The sequence below is a fragment of the Fontimonas sp. FW305-C-3 genome (assembly GCF_058783185.1).
This window is the reverse complement of the sequence record NZ_JBYSYK010000004.1, coordinates 52,675-66,798: the sequence shown is the minus strand read 5'-3', so window position 1 is coordinate 66,798 and position 14,124 is coordinate 52,675. Positions and strand designations below refer to the sequence as shown.

Below are 14,124 nucleotides of genomic sequence, written 5' to 3'. Positions count from 1 at the left end.
CTGCTGCAGCGAAGGCCGGCTCCGTCAGGGGCCGGCCTTTTTCGTGGGCGTCTCAGTGAGCGTCGAGAAACTCGACGAGCGCCGCGTTGAACGGCTCGGGATTCTCGATCGGCATCGCATGCCGCGAATCGGCGATGACACGCAGCGCCGCCTGCGGCATGCGTGCCACGTATTCCTCTTTCCAGCTGACCGGGGTGTAATCCTGGTCCGCGGTCAGCACCAGCGTCGGGGCGGCGATCTCGCCGAGCCGGTCCTGCACGCTCCAGCCGAGCAGCGCGCGCAGCGAAGCGCGATAGCTGTCGACGTCGTTGCCGGCAAAGCGTTCGACGAACACCTGCATCTTGTGCGCGTGCTCGGGCTTGGGGAACAGCTTCTTGGCGACCACGGTCGCCAGCTTCGGCAATCCGAACAGGCGGATGATGACGAAGCGCAGGCGGATGACGAAGCGCGCCAGGAAAGTCTCCAGCACCGCGTGCGGCCCGCTGTTGACGATGACCATCGACTTCACGGCCCGCGGGTGATCGAGCGCGAACTGGAAGGCGATGCCGCCGCCGAGCGACAGACCGACGATGTGCGCGCTCGCGATGCCCAAATGTCCAAGCAGTGCCGCGACGTCGTCGGCGAACAGCCGCATGCTGATCGGCACCGGCGCGCGGCTGCTGCGGCCGTGGCCGCGCAGGTCGAGCGCGATGACCTTGTAGCGCTGCAGCGCCGGCAACTGGTACTCCCAGTCGAGCGCGCTGGAGCCCAGCCCGTGGATCAGCACGACCGGCGTGCCTTCACCGTGGACTTCGTAGTACAGCGTCGCATCGCCGTTGTTGAACGTCGCCATGAATGATCTCGTTGCTTGCGCGTCTAGAAGGTCCAGCGGAACTGGCCGTAGACCGTCCGCGGCGGGTCCTGCAGGTTGACGAACAATCCCGGCACGATGTCGCCCTGCCGCACCGAGGTCCGCTCGTCGCTGAGATTGTCGCCGAGGATCTTGAACGACCAGCCGCGCCGGCGATCCTCGATACCGATCGACGCCCGATAGCGCGCGAAGGCTTCCTGCACCTTGCGCTCGTCGAGATCGATGTCGAGATATTGCTTGGTCAGATACTCCACCGCGCCGCCGAAGGTCAGCGCGAGTCCGCTGCGGCCCAGTTCGAAGCGCGTGTTGGCGAGCAGCGTGCCGTTGAACTTCGGCGCGAACGCGAACGGCCGGCCGGTGGCGTCGCAGCGCTCGTCGTCGTCGCCATCGGTGTTGTCCTGGTCCGCCGGGCAGTCGTTGGTCTTGAAGCTGAGGTATTCGGTGTCGTTGTAGCCGACCGCCGCCATCAAGGTCAGCCAGTCGGCCGCGAGCCAGGTGATGTCGCCTTCCGCGCCCTGCGCACGCGCCTTCGCGGCGTTCTCGACCTTCGTCACGCCCAGGCCGATCGTCAATGCATCCGGCACGCGGGTCAGCACCTGGAAGTCGTCGATGTCCTGCCGGTACAGAGACAGGTTCAGCTTGACGCGCCCGTCGGCCAGCACGCCTTTCAGATCGAGGCCCCACTCTTCGGCGATCTCGGGCTTGTAGACCAGCTCCTCGTCGACATCGCGGAACGCAAAGGCATTGAAGCCGCCGCCCTTGTAGGCCTTCGCGTAGTGCACAAAGGCCGACAGGTCTTCGTTGAACTTGTAGCTCAGCGCGATCTTCGGCGTGAACTGTTCTTCGGAGATTTCGCGTTCTGCTTCGAACTCGGTGATGCCGGACAGGCGCAGCACCACGCCGAGTCCCTGCGTGTACGCCGAATTCCAGCGCGCGTCCTTGTCCTCCTGGTTGTAGCGGAAGCCGAGCTGCAATCCCCAGGCATCCGCGAAACTCCAGTCGACCTGGCCGTAGACCGCGTAGGCGCGCGCCTGCTGGTCGAAGCCCTGCTGCACCTCTTCGTCGGCGGCGCCGACGCCAGGCAAGTTGGTCGGGATCGCCGCGAACAGGCTGGCGAGAATGTCCGGCGGAATCAGGTCGAGCACCGATTGCACCGGCTCGTCCTGATTCGCCGCCAGCGTCAGCTCGAGGAACGGCACGGTGCCGATGCGGAACTCGAAGCCGGAGCCCTCGATCGCGCGGTCCTGCATGTAGAGACCCATCAGGAAACTGCTGCTGCCGAGATCGGCACCGAACAGTTCCTGCAGACCGAACAGGCCGTCGAAGCGCGGCGATTCGGCGCGCAGTTCCAACGTCGTCGTCGGCGACCGGTCTTCGTCATGACCGAAGATCGCCGGTGCCGGCGTGAAGTCGGTATCGACATCGAGCTCGCTGCGCAGCACCGAATGGCCGGCCAGCGCAACGACGTTCCACTCGCCGAAGGCGCGTGTCCATTCGCCGGAGGCGGTCCTGATCCGCACCTCGCGACCATCGGGTTCGTCGATCGACGCGATGTAGTTGCCCTTGACGAAGTCGGCATCCGGATCGTAACGCCGCAGCACCGACATGATCTGCGGCGAGGCATTGAACATCTCGGCGCCGGCACCGAGAGAACCGAGCTCGACGTCCTCGTAGGCCAGCTTGAGCGTGGAGCCGAACACATCCGGCGCGCGCAGCTTGATGCGCAGGCCGTGACGGTCGACGCCGCGCAGATGCTTCGCCGCGATGGGCGAGACTGCGGCCGTCGTGTTGTCGACGAAGCCTTCACGGCTCTCGGTGAAAGCAGCGACGCGGAACAGCAGCTGATCGCCGAGCAGCGGGCCGGATACGGCCGCTTCATAGCGCTCGCGGTCGAGCTGTCCGGCCTGAACATCGACGTGGCCCTGCCATTCCTCGGTAGGATCGTTGGAGATGATGTGGATCAGGCCGGCGGTCGTGTTCTTGCCGAAGGTCGTACCCTGCGGTCCGCGCAGCACTTCGATGCGCTTGATGTCGAAGATCGCGGAGTTGAAGTACTCGACACGCGTGTAGGGGATGCCGTCGAGCGCGACGCCGGCCGGCGGCTCGAAGGCCTTGTTGTTGTTGTTGAAGCTGAAGCCGCGCACGCGCGGCGACGCGAAGAAGCCGGCCTCCTCGACCTTGACGTTGGGCACGAACAGCATCGCCTCGCGGACGTCGGTGATCGCCCAGTTGCTGATGAACTTATTGTCGACGACCGACATCGAGATCGGCACGTCCTCGACGTACTGCAGCTTCTTCTGCGCAGTGACGACGATCTCCTCGAGCCGCGCATGCTGCGGCGGCGGTGCGAGCTGTTGCGGCGGCGCCGCTTCACGCAGCGTCTCGACCGGAATGCTTTCGAGCCCCGGCTCCGGCGTTTCGACCGGATCGGCAACAGCGTCCTCCTGCGCGTGCAGCGCCGGCGTGCCGATGACCGCGAACAACGCGACAGCGACCCCCAACGCACGACCAGCCCCCTGGTTTGCGTAGCTCATGACTCTCCTGACCGCCCACGGCTGTTGTCCTGGTGCGCCCGCCGCCGCAACGGGCGCGACCTTGGCTCCTATCCGGAGCTCTTCCCCTGCACGATGCGCAATGCAAACTCGGCGTAGTGATCGGCCACTGCTTCCGCCGACATGCCAAGGTTCTCGCTGTACCAGTGCGCGACGCGCACGCCCATGCCGCCGATCGCCGCCAGCGCGATCCACGGCGCCGGCACCGCGAACGCACCCCGGTCGATGCCGCGCTGGACCACTTCCATCATCAGCTGCTCGCTGTTGCGCCGCAGCGCCAGCGAGGCATCGGCGAACTCCACATTGAGCGCGTGCAGCTCGGCATTGGCGACGACAGCCAGCATCGGATAGTCGGTATGCATGCGCACATGCGCGCGAACCAGCTTGGCCAGCTGGTCGTTCGGATCGGCACTGCTTTCGAGCAGCGCGGCGCGCAGCCGGCGCTGGTGCTCCTCATGGCCGATGCGGGTCAGCTCGGCGAGCACATGCTGCTTGGACGGGAAATGCGCGTACATCGTCGCCGGCTGCACATCGGCATTCGCCGCGATGTCGCGCACCGAGGTACCGCCGAAGCCATGCGTCGCAAACAGGTTCAAGGCCGCGCGCAGGATCGCCGCCCGCGTGCCCTGCAGCCCGGGCAGGTTCGGCAATTCCTCGGAGGCGCTCGCCAACCGGCTGTGGATGACCGTAGATTTCATCTGAACGATCGTTTCAATATGATTGTGTTCTGACCTTATGTGGACAGTACATCAACCGAACGATCGTTTCAATTCCGGCCCTGCTCCCTCTCCCCGCGCGCGGGGAGAGGGAGACAAACGATCAGATCGCCAGCTGCAGACGCGCCTGCCAGATCTCCGGCTCTTCGCCGTCGAAGCTGCCGCCGTCGACGTCCAGCACCTTCACGTAGTTGGCACTGATGCGGACGAAGGGATTCAGATACCAGCTCAGCGCCGCCGTCGCATTGCGCTCGCGGCCGCCGGTGATCGGGCCGTCGGTCAGGTCGATCTCGCTGTAGCGCGCCGCCACTTCGAACGCGCCCCAGCCGCCAGCGCCGAAGGGCTTGGCCGGCTTGACGCCCTCGAACACGCCGCGGTCGACGCGGTACGGCCGCACTTCGCCGGTCAGCGTGTAGGCGAGCTGCACGTAGCTGCTGCTGAAGTCGACATCCTCGGCTCCGTTCTCGCGCGCGACAGCGACCTGCTGGTACTCGGCCTGCAGCGAGAACGCGTCGACCGCCGCGGCAAGTTCGACGCCGGCCAGGCTGAAGTCCTTGACGTCGACGATCTCGCCGGTGTCGACGAAGCGCTGCGACAGGATGTTCGACTCCGGCTTGGCGCGGAAGCGCACGGTCTCGAAACGCGGCCCGGTCGCGTTGGTGCTGTTGTCCTGCGTCGGCACGCGCCACTGCGCGGCAGCGCCCAGATGCACCAGGCGGGTGCCTTCCAGGTAAGGCGCCCAGGTCACGCGCGCCGCGGCGCCGTAGCCCTCGTCGCCCGCCTGCGCATTGCCGAGCGGCTCGCCGAACAGACCGCCGGCCAGCGAACCGCTGGCCCAGGACGTCGCGACCTGCACGCCGGGCGCACGCACGACCAGCGGCGACACCAGATAGAACGGCAGGGCGCGCTCCATGAACGTCGCGCTCTTGTCCTGCGACAGCGCTTCCATGCCGAACGAGGGCTTGAACTGGCCGACCGTGACGACCACCGGCTTGAGCGCGTTGTAGCTGACGTAGGCATCGGTCAGCGCGGCGCTGCCGCTGGCGAACTCGTACTCGACGCGGTACTGCCAGTCCTTCAGGAAGGTGCCGCCGACCGACAGGCGCGAACGGCGGATCTCGGTGCCGGACGACAGGTCGGTGACGTCGTCCGAATAGCTGGCGCCATCGAGCTGCTGCAGGGTGCCCGGCTGCAGCGTCCAGCTGCCATCGCCGGACGCGATGCGGAAACCGTCATCGAGGTTGAGCGCCGGCGCGGTCTTGCGCTGCGTCTTGAGCTTCTCGTACTCCTCCATCGTGATCACGCCCTTCTGCGCGAGGGTTTCGAGCAGTTCGTCGGCCGCGAGGGCACTGGTGGCATTGAGCGTCGCGACAATCGCAAACGTGGACAGGGCAAGGCAGGTACGCATCGCGAACTCCGGATCGGCGTTGGAAGAGGATTGACAGAATGAGCGCTATATATAACGGTATATAGCGAATCCATTGCAAGCGACGTCCCCATGCCTTTACATCCCCAGACAAGTTTCCGCGCCCTGCTGCGCGGCCTGCTCATCCTTGCCGTGCTGCCGTTTTCCGCCCAGGCGGAAGCGCCGGCGCGCGTCTACGCGGCAGCGAGCCTGACCAATGCGATGACCGATGTCGCCGCGCTGTGGACGCAGGCCGGCCACCCGAAACCGGTACTCGTGTTCGCGGCGTCGTCGGCACTGGCGAAGCAGATCGAGAACGGCGCGCCGGCGGATGTGTTCGCCTCGGCCGACCGCCGCTGGATGGACTACCTCGCCGAGCGCAAGAAGATCGACACCGCCTCGCGTCGCGAGCCGCTCGGCAACGCACTGGTGCTGATCGCCCCGGCCGGGCGCGAGTTCGCGGTGGACCTCAAGCCGGGCTTCGATCTGGCGGCTGCGTTCAAGGGCAAGTTGTGCACCGGCGAGCCGGACGTCGTGCCGGTCGGCACCTACGCCAAGCAGGCGCTGAGCGCGCTGGGCCAGTGGGCCGCCCTCGCACCGCGCATTGTCGGCACCGACGACGTGCGCACCGCGCTGGCCTTCGTCGAGCGCGGCGAATGCCCGGCCGGCATCGTCTATGCGACCGACGCCGCGATCAGCAAGAAAGTGACGGTCATCGGCCGCTTCCCCGCCGACACGCACACGCCCATCGTCTATCCTTTCGCGCTCGTCACCACCGCCCAGCCGGATGCCCGCGCCTTTCTCGATTACCTCGGCACCGCCGCCGCCAGCGAAGTCTTCGAACGCTACGGTTTCGTGCCGCTCAAACCCTGAGCCGGCATGGGCCTGACGCCCGACGAATGGGTCGCGCTGCAGCTGTCGGCGAAGGTCGCGCTGTGGTCGACGGCGCTGTCGCTGCCGCTCGGCGTCGGCTGCGCCTGGCTGCTCGCGCGGCGCGAGTTCCGCGGCAAGCTGCTGGTCGAGATGTTCGTCCAGCTGCCGATGGTGCTGCCGCCGGTCGTGCCCGGCTACCTGCTGCTGCTGCTGCTCGGCAGCCAGGGCATCGTCGGCCGCTGGCTGGAAGCGCAGTTCGGCATCGTGCTGGCCTTCACCTGGAAAGGCGCGGTGCTGGCGTCGGCGGTCATGGCCTTTCCGCTGCTGGTGCAACCGGTGCGCCTCGCGTTCCGCATGATCGACCAGCGGCTTGAACAGGCGGCGTCGACGCTCGGCGCGACGCCCTGGCGCGTGTTCCTCAGCGTGTCGCTGCCGCTGGCGCTGCCAGGCATCCTCGCCGGCGCGGTGCTGTGCTTCAGCCGCAGCCTCGGCGAGTTCGGCGCGACGATGGCCTTCGTCGGCAACATCCCCGGCGAGACCCGCACGCTGCCGCTGGCGATCTACTCGTACACGCATGTGCCGGATGGCGAGGCGGCGGCGTGGCGGCTCGCGGCGCTGTCGATCCTGCTTGCGGCGGCAGCACTGCTGATCGCGCACATCGCCAACCGGCATGCGGAACGTCGCCTGGGCTATACCGACCATGCTCGACGTTGATCTCGAATTCCGCCGCGGCGATTTCCGCCTCAAGGCGCGCGCCGACTTCGGCAGCGGCGTGACCGGTATCTGCGGCCCTTCCGGCAGCGGCAAGAGCACGCTGCTCGCCTTGCTGGCCGGTCTGCTCAAGCCGGAGCGCGGGCAGATCCGCTTCGACAGCGAAGTGCTCGCCGATGCCGCGCAGCATATTTTCGTGCCGCCCTGGCAGCGGCACTTCGGCCTGGTGTTCCAGGACGGCCAGCTGTTTCCGCACCTGCGCGTGCGCGACAACCTGCTGTACGGCTACCGCCGCCTCGCGCAAGCCGAACGCCACTTCCACCTCGAACAGGTCACCCAGCTGCTGGAGATCGGCGCGCTGCTTGAGCGCCGGCCCGCGCAGCTGTCCGGCGGCGAACGCTCACGCGTCGCACTCGGCCGTGCATTGCTCTATTCGCCGCGCCTGCTGCTGCTCGACGAGCCGCTCGCCGCGCTCGACCAGCGCCTCAAGCAGCAGATCCTGCCGTTCCTCAAGCGCGTCCGCGACGAGACGCGCATTCCGATGATCTATGTCAGCCACGCGATCGCGGAGGTCGACTATCTGGCCGATCGCGTGATGCAGATGGAGGATGGGGAGCTGAAGGTTTCTGGTTGATTCACGGAGAGCGTCGCGCTCGCCGCGGCCCCTCATCCGCCCTCCGGGCACCTTCTCCCCGTGAACGGGGAGAAGGAACAAAGGCCCATCCTCCCTCTCCCCGCACGCGGGGAGAGGGCCGGGGTGAGGGGCGCGCCGCAGGCGCCTAAGCCGCCACCGCCAGAATCACGCTCGACGCCTTGAAGATCGCGCAGGCCGGCTTGCCCAGTTTGAGACCGAGCGACTTCACCGAAGCATCGGTGATGATTGCCGCGACCGACTGACCGCCCTTCAGCTCAATGATCACTTCGGTGTTCACCGCACCCTTGGTCAGCTGGCTGACCTTGCCGCGCAGGCAGTTGCGCGCCGACATCTTCAGCTCGTCCTTGCCGTCGTCGACCCCGACGATGATCCACGAGGCCTTGATCAGCGCGATTGCTTCGGCGCCCTTCTTCAGCCCCAGCGTCTCGGTGCTTTCATGGGTGATGACCGCGACGATGCGATCGCCGCCGGGCAGCTTCAGCTCGATCTCGTCGTTGACCGCGCCGCGCGTCAGCCGCGAGACCTTGCCGGAGAAATGATTGCGGGCACTGGTCATCATCGTCATTCTCCCCAGGGATTGCAGATCGGCGCGATCGCGCACGCGGCGATTCACCCGCTCGACGAAGCGCGCATTCTCCGCCTCGACGGCGTGGAAGGTCTCGACCAGACGCAGGCCCTGCTTCGTCAGCTTCGCGCCGCCGCCGCCCTTGCCGCCGACGCTGCGCTCGACGAGGGTCTGGCCGGACAGGTTGTTCATCGTCGCGATCGCGTCCCACGCGGCCTTGTAGCTGAGGCCGACATGCTTGGCCGCCGCAGTGATCGAACTCTCGTCGCGCAGGCAAGCGAGCAGATCCATCCAGCGTTTCTTGAAGGCCTTGCCGCCGCCGGCGTCGAGGGTGAGCTCACTGCCCAGCTGAGGAGTTCTGCGCGGCATCGTCGATTTCCTAGTGTCTTGAGCACCTATGTTGCCTGCGAACGCTGCCAATGCAAGCTGCAGTGGAGTGCCGAAGCGACAGGCACTTTGCAGACTCGCGCCAGGAGACACGCGGTCTCTCCCACGTTCTCTGCGATTGCTCCCGACCGGCATGCGCCTTGCGGCCCTGCAAGCGCCCACGCCAGTTCTGGCGCCATTCAATGCGGGGCCGTCCGGGCAGCGGTTCCGACGATCAGCAGGAGAACACTATGAAGATCAGCGAATGCATGTCCCGCGACGTGCGAACGATCTCTCCGGACCGCAGCATCCGCGAAGCCGCGCAGGTCATGGCGGCGATGGACATCGGCGCATTGCCGGTCGGCGCGGATGACCGCCTCATCGGCATGATCACCGATCGCGACATCGCGGTCCGCGCCGTCGCCGAAGGCCTGGATGCCGACACCCCCATCCGCGACGTCATGACGGCGGACATCCGTTATTGCTTCGAAGACGAAGACGTCAAGCACATTGCCGAGAACATGGGCGACAACCAGGTGCGCCGCCTGCCGGTGCTCGATCGCAGCAAACGCCTGGTCGGCATCGTTGCGCTCGGCGATCTCGCCAGCAACAAGTCCACCGCGACCGCGACCGGCAAGGCGCTCGGCGCCATTTCGCGACAGGGCGGTCTGCACAATCAGTCGCAACAGACCCATTGATCCCATCGGCGAGAGGGTGGCACGCCTGATGCTGCCCTCCGCGCGCCGGACTTACCTCGACAGATCCGGCCCTTCCACAGACCTAAAGAGGCATTCCCATGAACAGACAACAGCGTCAATCTCACCGCGGTCAAGGCGACCAGCGCCACTCGCGGTCGAACGATCCGCGGTCGCGCCAGTTCGGCCGTCACGACGAGCCGGAGAACTTCCAGCAGTTCGCGGACGATCTCTTCGACGAGCGCGAGGCGGACCGCTATCCGCACGGCTACAGCACGGCGCGCTCCGCGCCCTGGGCCGAACCGTATCGCTACGGCTATCCCGATGCGCCGCGCCAGGACGTGTCGCGTTACGGTCAGTCGTATGCCTATTCGGGCAACCGCGAAGCGCCGTACGGCGCCGACCAGCGCCATTTCGACCACCAGCAGAACGAACCGCGCGACTGGAACCGCGAAGGTGCGCGCTACGATCGCCCCGATCATCCGCAGGGCTGGCGCAGCAATGCCTATGACGACGGCAGCTATCTGGGCAATGCCCAGCGCAGCCCGCGCCACGCCAACGAGCGCAACTGGAACAATGACGACCCGCGGCGATACGCGGCGGACGGCAGCACCGTGTCGCGGCTGTCCAGCTATGGCTTCTACGACACCGGCACGGCGGAGAATCGCTACGGGCGCCAGACGCCGAAGGGCTATACGCGTTCCGACGAGCGCATCAAGGACGACGTCTGCGGGCATCTGTACCACGCCAACGACATCGACCTCAGCGAGGTCACGATCGAGTCGAAGAACGGCACGGTGATCCTCGAAGGCACGGTGCCGGAACGGCGGATGAAGCATCGCATCGAGGACATTGCCGAGCAGTGCATCGGCGTCAACGATGTCGAGAACCGTATCCGCGTCAGTCGCGACAGCGGCCCGTTGCAGAGCCAGGGTGCGAGCGGGTTGGAGGATCGCAACAACGGCGGCGCGCGCAGGCCGTCTTCATCCTCGGGCTCGGCCAAGCACTGATCGTTCCACGCAGTCCGCAATAGTGACGCCGCCAGCATCAGGCGGCGTCACTTTCATTGCCGATCAGTTGCGGATCACTCGACCGCGCTGAAGCCCAGCAGACCGACGCGCTGTTCGTCGTCCATCCACAGGCGCATCCACTGCCAGCCGGCGTCCGACGCCAGATCCGCGAACTGCGTCGGCAGGTACTTGTACGAGTTCTCGGTGTGGATGGTCTCGCCGCGGCGCAGGCGCACGCAGCGGCGGCCGATGCGTACCAGCTGTGCGTAACGGCTGACCAGGTGCATCTCGATGCGGTGCAGCTTCTTGTCGTAGATCGCGCGGTGCTTGAAGGCGCCGATATCGAAGTGCGCATCGAACTCGCGGTTGAGGCGCTTCAGCAGATTGAGGTTGAACGCCGCGGTGACGCCCTGCGCATCGTCGTAGGCGCTGCGCAGCACGGCCGCGTTCTTGCGCAGGTCGACGCCGATCAGCAGACGGCTGCCGGCGCCCGCGGCCTGGCGGAACTGCTGCAGCAACTGGCCGGCGAACGCCGGGTCGAAGTTGCCGATCGTCGAACCCGGAAAGTAGACCACGCGTTGGCGCGCCTGGATCGAGGCCGGCACGACGAAGGACTGCATGAAGTCGCCATGCATCGGCGCCACGCGCAGATTCGGAAACGCGCAGCGGGTGACGATCTCGCAGCGGCGCAGCACCGTGTCGTCGATGTCCATCGGCGCGTAGAGATGGGGCCGCTGCATCGCCTGCAACAGCAGCCGCGCCTTCGAACCATAGCCGGCGCCGGGCTCGATCAACGCGGCATCGCTGCCGATGAAACCGGCGATGTCGCCGAGGTTCCCGCTGAGCAGCGCCATCTCGGCGCGGGTGACGTAGTACTCGGGCAGGTCGCAGATCGCCTCGAACCAGTTCGAGCCCTGCTCATCGTAGAGCAAGCGCGTCGGCAGGCGTTTCTGCTGCAGAGACAGGCCATGCAGGATCTCGGCAAGGTCGCGCTCGCGCGCCGACGGCGGCGGCAGGTCCAGCACGCGCTGGGCTCGCTGCGCGGGATTCGCGCGAGGGGTCGGACTGATGTTCTGGTCGTAGCGCATGTCAAAGATCCCGGGCGAGGCGCACGCCGGAGAACTGCCAGCGCGCGTGAGGATGGAAGAAATTTCGGTAGCTGCTGCGGGTGTGTCCGGGCGGCGTCGCGCAGGAGCCGCCGCGCAGCACCATCTGGTTGCACATGAACTTGCCGTTGTACTCGGCGATCACGCCGGACCAGCATCGGTAGCCCGGGTACGGTTGATACGCGCTTGAGGTCCAGGTCCAGACCTGGCCGGACCATTGCGAAGAGGCGGTTCGCGGATGCAGCCGAGCCTCGGTGGCGCTCTCGCCGCCGCGCGCCAGTTCCGCGCTCGCTTCCCATTCGGCCTCGGTCGGCAGGCGCGCCTGCGCCCAGCGCGCATAGGCGTCGGCTTCGTAGTAGCTGAGGTGGCAGACGGCGGCATCGCCGTCGAGCGGCTGCTCGCCATGCAGCGTGAATGCGCTGTCCAGCGATCGGTTCCAGTACAGCGGGCGCTTCCAGCGGCGCTGCTGCACGCAGCTCCAGCCGGCATCCAGCCACAGCGCCGGACGCTGGTAGCCGCCGTCCTGGATGAAGGCGCGGAATTCGCGATTGCTTACCGGCCGCGATGCGATCGCATGCGGGGTCAGCACGACCTGATGCCGCGGGCCTTCATTGTCGAAGGCGAAGCCCTGGCCGTCGTGACCGATCTCGACGACGCCGCAGGGGCCCGACTGCCAGGTCAGCGGGATCACCTCCGCCGGCGCGCCGGCGTCGATCGGCGCTTCGGCGTAAGCCGGACGCAAGGGGTTGCGCCAGAACAGATGCTTGATGTCGGTGAGGATCAGTTCCTGATGCTGCTGCTCGTGCTGCAGGCCCAGCTCGATCATCCGGCACAGCTGCGACGCCGGATGCAGCTCGCCGAGCAATTCGTCGATCTCGCGATCGACGTGCGCGCGATAGCGCAGCACATCCTCGTACGCCGGTCGCGTCAGCAGGCCGCGGCGCGCGCGTGCGCAGGGCTTGCCGAGTTGCTGGTAGTAGGAATTGAACAGGCGCGCGTAAGCCGCATCGTAGGGGCGATACGCCGATGACTCGCTCAGCACCAGGGTTTCGAAGAACCAGGTGGTGTGTGCCAGATGCCATTTCGCCGGGCTTGAGTCCGGCATGCTCTGAGCGCCGGCGTCCTCGACGGACAGCGGGGCGCAGAGCGCGAGCGTGGCAGCGCGGATCGCCGCATAGCGCTGCGCCAGCGCGGCGTTGAGCCGCGCGACAACCGGCGTGACGCCGGTGCTGTCGTCGCTGAACTGAAGATCCGGTTTGCGCAAAGCGGTGACGGGCATCTGCGGACTCCTCCATGCTTGTTCTGTCGAGGTCGCCCTGATGGATGAATCTCAGGCGAACGCCGAGTCGCAATCGCCATGCCCGCCAGATGCCTGCGGCGCAGCCGCTTTTTGATCTATTGCGAAGCGCCTTGCCACGCCACCGCGCGCTGCGAAATGCATGGGCCATGAGGCATTTCCACCCGCAGGCGGCGCAGGAACGATTCCTGATTCCCAATGGGCAGGCATTCAAGGAGACTTCGCATGGATGAGCCGACCCTGGCATCCGCCGCCGCCACGTTGCTGATCGTCAGCTTTGCACTGCTGTCGGCCATCGCGGCGGCCGGTGTCGTTCTGAGCATCAAGGTCGCGCGTCGACGACGGGCGGCGCAGTATCCGGCCGAGGCCGCCTTCGATACCGGCGTGCCGGCGACCCCGCTGTCCGCTGCACAGGCGCGGCGCTGGAGCGAGGCCTATACGGTTGCCGTGGTGCTGGGCGGCGCGACGGCCGCGCTGCTGATCGTCATCGCCATCTCGCTGGGTTAGGCGATGCGGACCGAACGCACAGTGCACGAAGCGCAGCCCGATCGACGCGAGCCGCCTGCCAACGCCTATCCGGACAGCGGGCCTTTCCTGCGGATGATGATCGGCTTTGCCGCCTTGGCCATCGTCGAGCGTCTGCCGCGCGCACTGGCGCGGCGGCTGCGCCCGCGGATGGCCGCCCTGATCGAGCCGTGATCGAGCCGCGTCGCTGAGCGCGATCGCTACTTGTCGACCTGGGGTTTATCGAGCTGCGGCTTGTCGACCTGCGGCGGACTCGGCTCGTGACGCGTGCCTTCGCGCTGCAGATGCCGCTGCGCGTCGCGTTCCTTGCGCTCCTGCAGCGGCGCGATCACGGGATCGTCGTCCTGCCCCGGCAAGTCCTGATCGGGCGCATCGCGCGGCCGGTCGGGTTCCGGCGAATGAGGAACGGGCGATTTGCCGCCGGCGAGCGTGTTCATGGGAAAGGCTCCGTCATCGTGTCGGCACGCAGCGGCAGGAATCGTGCCCATGCCGCGGCGGGCACGCGAACTGCTGCTTGAATGCATCGCCGCAACATTCTCTGGGAGATTCAGACCATGAGCCGGAAGACCGTTCGCCCCACAGCGCCGCCGAAGAAGCCTGCCGGCGGACCCGCATTGAACGAGGCGCCCGAGGAACCGGCGGCACCGGAGCCGTCGCTGGACGCGGAGATCAAGCCGCGCCCGCCGGAAGTACCGCCGGAGCCCGCGCCGGATGCCGAACCCAAGCCGGAGATTGCCGATCGACCCTTGCGCAATCGGCAGGACAAGCCGCGCATCCGCGTGCCGAAGACCGGTTGAA

16 protein-coding genes are annotated in these 14,124 nt (G+C 66.8%); 8 read left to right on the top strand and 8 right to left on the bottom strand.

Features of this window, described 5'->3' with window-relative positions:
• Window positions 1–52: 52 nt before the first annotated feature.
• The 4 genes from AC3WUF_RS15835 to AC3WUF_RS15820 form a co-directional block, all read right to left on the bottom strand.
• On the bottom strand, window positions 53–832 hold the full coding sequence (locus AC3WUF_RS15835; RefSeq protein ID WP_492427327.1) for an alpha/beta fold hydrolase: 780 nt from the start codon (window positions 830–832) through the stop codon (window positions 53–55).
• A 23-nt stretch (window positions 833–855) separates the two neighbouring features.
• Complete coding sequence (locus AC3WUF_RS15830; protein ID WP_492427325.1) at window positions 856–3,384, bottom strand: TonB-dependent receptor; 2,529 nt, start codon at window positions 3,382–3,384, stop codon at window positions 856–858.
• Between the two features lie 68 nt (window positions 3,385–3,452).
• The gene (locus AC3WUF_RS15825; protein WP_492427323.1) at window positions 3,453–4,100 is read right to left on the bottom strand and encodes a TetR/AcrR family transcriptional regulator; all 648 of its coding nucleotides are present in this window, start codon (window positions 4,098–4,100) and stop codon (window positions 3,453–3,455) included.
• Window positions 4,101–4,221: 121 nt separating this feature from the next.
• Window positions 4,222–5,526, bottom strand: a complete 1,305-nt coding sequence (locus AC3WUF_RS15820; RefSeq protein ID WP_492427321.1) for an OprO/OprP family phosphate-selective porin — start codon at window positions 5,524–5,526, stop codon at window positions 4,222–4,224.
• Between the two features lie 90 nt (window positions 5,527–5,616).
• On the opposite strand from AC3WUF_RS15820, the gene modA reads away from it, so the two are divergent.
• From modA to modC, 3 genes are read left to right on the top strand one after another with little or no spacing between them, the layout of a single operon-like run.
• Window positions 5,617–6,396: a molybdate ABC transporter substrate-binding protein gene (gene modA, locus AC3WUF_RS15815; protein WP_492427319.1), complete on the top strand. Its 780-nt coding sequence runs from the start codon at window positions 5,617–5,619 to the stop codon at window positions 6,394–6,396.
• A gap of 6 nt (window positions 6,397–6,402) precedes the next feature.
• Window positions 6,403–7,110, top strand: coding sequence for a molybdate ABC transporter permease subunit (gene modB / locus AC3WUF_RS15810; RefSeq protein WP_492427317.1), 708 nt, complete (start codon window positions 6,403–6,405; stop codon window positions 7,108–7,110).
• Window positions 7,097–7,741 (top strand): molybdenum ABC transporter ATP-binding protein, encoded by a 645-nt coding sequence (gene modC / locus AC3WUF_RS15805; RefSeq protein WP_492427315.1) that lies wholly within the window; start codon window positions 7,097–7,099, stop codon window positions 7,739–7,741. The genes modB and modC overlap by 14 nt, the downstream gene beginning before the upstream one ends.
• A 145-nt stretch (window positions 7,742–7,886) precedes the next feature.
• On the opposite strand, the gene AC3WUF_RS15800 is transcribed toward modC, so the two are convergent.
• Window positions 7,887–8,696 (bottom strand): TOBE domain-containing protein, encoded by an 810-nt coding sequence (locus AC3WUF_RS15800; protein ID WP_492427313.1) that lies wholly within the window; start codon window positions 8,694–8,696, stop codon window positions 7,887–7,889.
• Between the two features lie 248 nt (window positions 8,697–8,944).
• Between AC3WUF_RS15800 and AC3WUF_RS15795 the strand changes: the two genes are divergently transcribed.
• Window positions 8,945–9,391, top strand: a complete 447-nt coding sequence (locus tag AC3WUF_RS15795) for a CBS domain-containing protein (RefSeq protein WP_492427311.1) — start codon at window positions 8,945–8,947, stop codon at window positions 9,389–9,391.
• Window positions 9,392–9,489: 98 nt separating this feature from the next.
• The gene (locus AC3WUF_RS15790) at window positions 9,490–10,398 is read left to right on the top strand and encodes a BON domain-containing protein (RefSeq protein WP_492427309.1); all 909 of its coding nucleotides are present in this window, start codon (window positions 9,490–9,492) and stop codon (window positions 10,396–10,398) included.
• A gap of 74 nt (window positions 10,399–10,472) precedes the next feature.
• Here the strand turns inward: AC3WUF_RS15790 and egtD are convergent, their stop codons facing one another.
• Together egtD and egtB are read right to left on the bottom strand one after the other, a co-directional pair.
• Window positions 10,473–11,486 carry an L-histidine N(alpha)-methyltransferase gene (gene egtD / locus AC3WUF_RS15785; protein ID WP_492427307.1) on the bottom strand — a complete coding sequence of 338 codons (1,014 nt, stop codon included), beginning with the start codon at window positions 11,484–11,486 and terminating at the stop codon, window positions 10,473–10,475.
• 1 nt (window position 11,487) lies between these two features.
• Window positions 11,488–12,783 (bottom strand): ergothioneine biosynthesis protein EgtB, encoded by a 1,296-nt coding sequence (gene egtB, locus AC3WUF_RS15780; RefSeq protein ID WP_492427305.1) that lies wholly within the window; start codon window positions 12,781–12,783, stop codon window positions 11,488–11,490.
• Window positions 12,784–13,026: 243 nt separating this feature from the next.
• Between egtB and AC3WUF_RS15775 the strand changes: the two genes are divergently transcribed.
• Both AC3WUF_RS15775 and AC3WUF_RS15770 read left to right on the top strand, forming a co-directional pair.
• Window positions 13,027–13,308 (top strand): hypothetical protein, encoded by a 282-nt coding sequence (locus AC3WUF_RS15775; protein ID WP_492427303.1) that lies wholly within the window; start codon window positions 13,027–13,029, stop codon window positions 13,306–13,308.
• A 3-nt stretch (window positions 13,309–13,311) separates the two neighbouring features.
• A complete protein-coding gene (locus AC3WUF_RS15770; RefSeq protein WP_492427301.1) occupies window positions 13,312–13,500 on the top strand; it encodes a hypothetical protein in 189 nt (62 codons plus the stop codon).
• A gap of 26 nt (window positions 13,501–13,526) precedes the next feature.
• On the opposite strand, the gene AC3WUF_RS15765 is transcribed toward AC3WUF_RS15770, so the two are convergent.
• A complete protein-coding gene (locus tag AC3WUF_RS15765; protein ID WP_492427299.1) occupies window positions 13,527–13,763 on the bottom strand; it encodes a hypothetical protein in 237 nt (78 codons plus the stop codon).
• Between the two features lie 117 nt (window positions 13,764–13,880).
• Here AC3WUF_RS15765 and AC3WUF_RS15760 point away from each other — a divergent pair, with 117 nt between their 5' ends.
• Window positions 13,881–14,123, top strand: a complete 243-nt coding sequence (locus tag AC3WUF_RS15760; RefSeq protein ID WP_492427297.1) for a hypothetical protein — start codon at window positions 13,881–13,883, stop codon at window positions 14,121–14,123.
• Window position 14,124 lies beyond the last annotated feature (1 nt).

Coding starts and splice junctions, on each gene's coding strand:
- AC3WUF_RS15830 (WP_492427325.1), bottom strand. CDS start 3,384: ATGAGCTACGCAAACCAGGGGGCTGGTCGTGCGTTGGGGGTCGCTGTC.
- modA (WP_492427319.1), top strand. CDS start 5,617: ATGCCTTTACATCCCCAGACAAGTTTCCGCGCCCTGCTGCGCGGCCTG.
- egtB (WP_492427305.1), bottom strand. CDS start 12,783: ATGCCCGTCACCGCTTTGCGCAAACCGGATCTTCAGTTCAGCGACGAC.
- egtD (WP_492427307.1), bottom strand. CDS start 11,486: ATGCGCTACGACCAGAACATCAGTCCGACCCCTCGCGCGAATCCCGCG.
- AC3WUF_RS15760 (WP_492427297.1), top strand. CDS start 13,881: ATGAGCCGGAAGACCGTTCGCCCCACAGCGCCGCCGAAGAAGCCTGCC.
- AC3WUF_RS15800 (WP_492427313.1), bottom strand. CDS start 8,696: ATGCCGCGCAGAACTCCTCAGCTGGGCAGTGAGCTCACCCTCGACGCC.
- AC3WUF_RS15775 (WP_492427303.1), top strand. CDS start 13,027: ATGGATGAGCCGACCCTGGCATCCGCCGCCGCCACGTTGCTGATCGTC.
- AC3WUF_RS15795 (WP_492427311.1), top strand. CDS start 8,945: ATGAAGATCAGCGAATGCATGTCCCGCGACGTGCGAACGATCTCTCCG.
- AC3WUF_RS15770 (WP_492427301.1), top strand. CDS start 13,312: ATGCGGACCGAACGCACAGTGCACGAAGCGCAGCCCGATCGACGCGAG.
- modB (WP_492427317.1), top strand. CDS start 6,403: ATGGGCCTGACGCCCGACGAATGGGTCGCGCTGCAGCTGTCGGCGAAG.
- AC3WUF_RS15835 (WP_492427327.1), bottom strand. CDS start 832: ATGGCGACGTTCAACAACGGCGATGCGACGCTGTACTACGAAGTCCAC.
- AC3WUF_RS15765 (WP_492427299.1), bottom strand. CDS start 13,763: ATGAACACGCTCGCCGGCGGCAAATCGCCCGTTCCTCATTCGCCGGAA.
- AC3WUF_RS15790 (WP_492427309.1), top strand. CDS start 9,490: ATGAACAGACAACAGCGTCAATCTCACCGCGGTCAAGGCGACCAGCGC.
- AC3WUF_RS15825 (WP_492427323.1), bottom strand. CDS start 4,100: ATGAAATCTACGGTCATCCACAGCCGGTTGGCGAGCGCCTCCGAGGAA.
- modC (WP_492427315.1), top strand. CDS start 7,097: ATGCTCGACGTTGATCTCGAATTCCGCCGCGGCGATTTCCGCCTCAAG.
- AC3WUF_RS15820 (WP_492427321.1), bottom strand. CDS start 5,526: ATGCGTACCTGCCTTGCCCTGTCCACGTTTGCGATTGTCGCGACGCTC.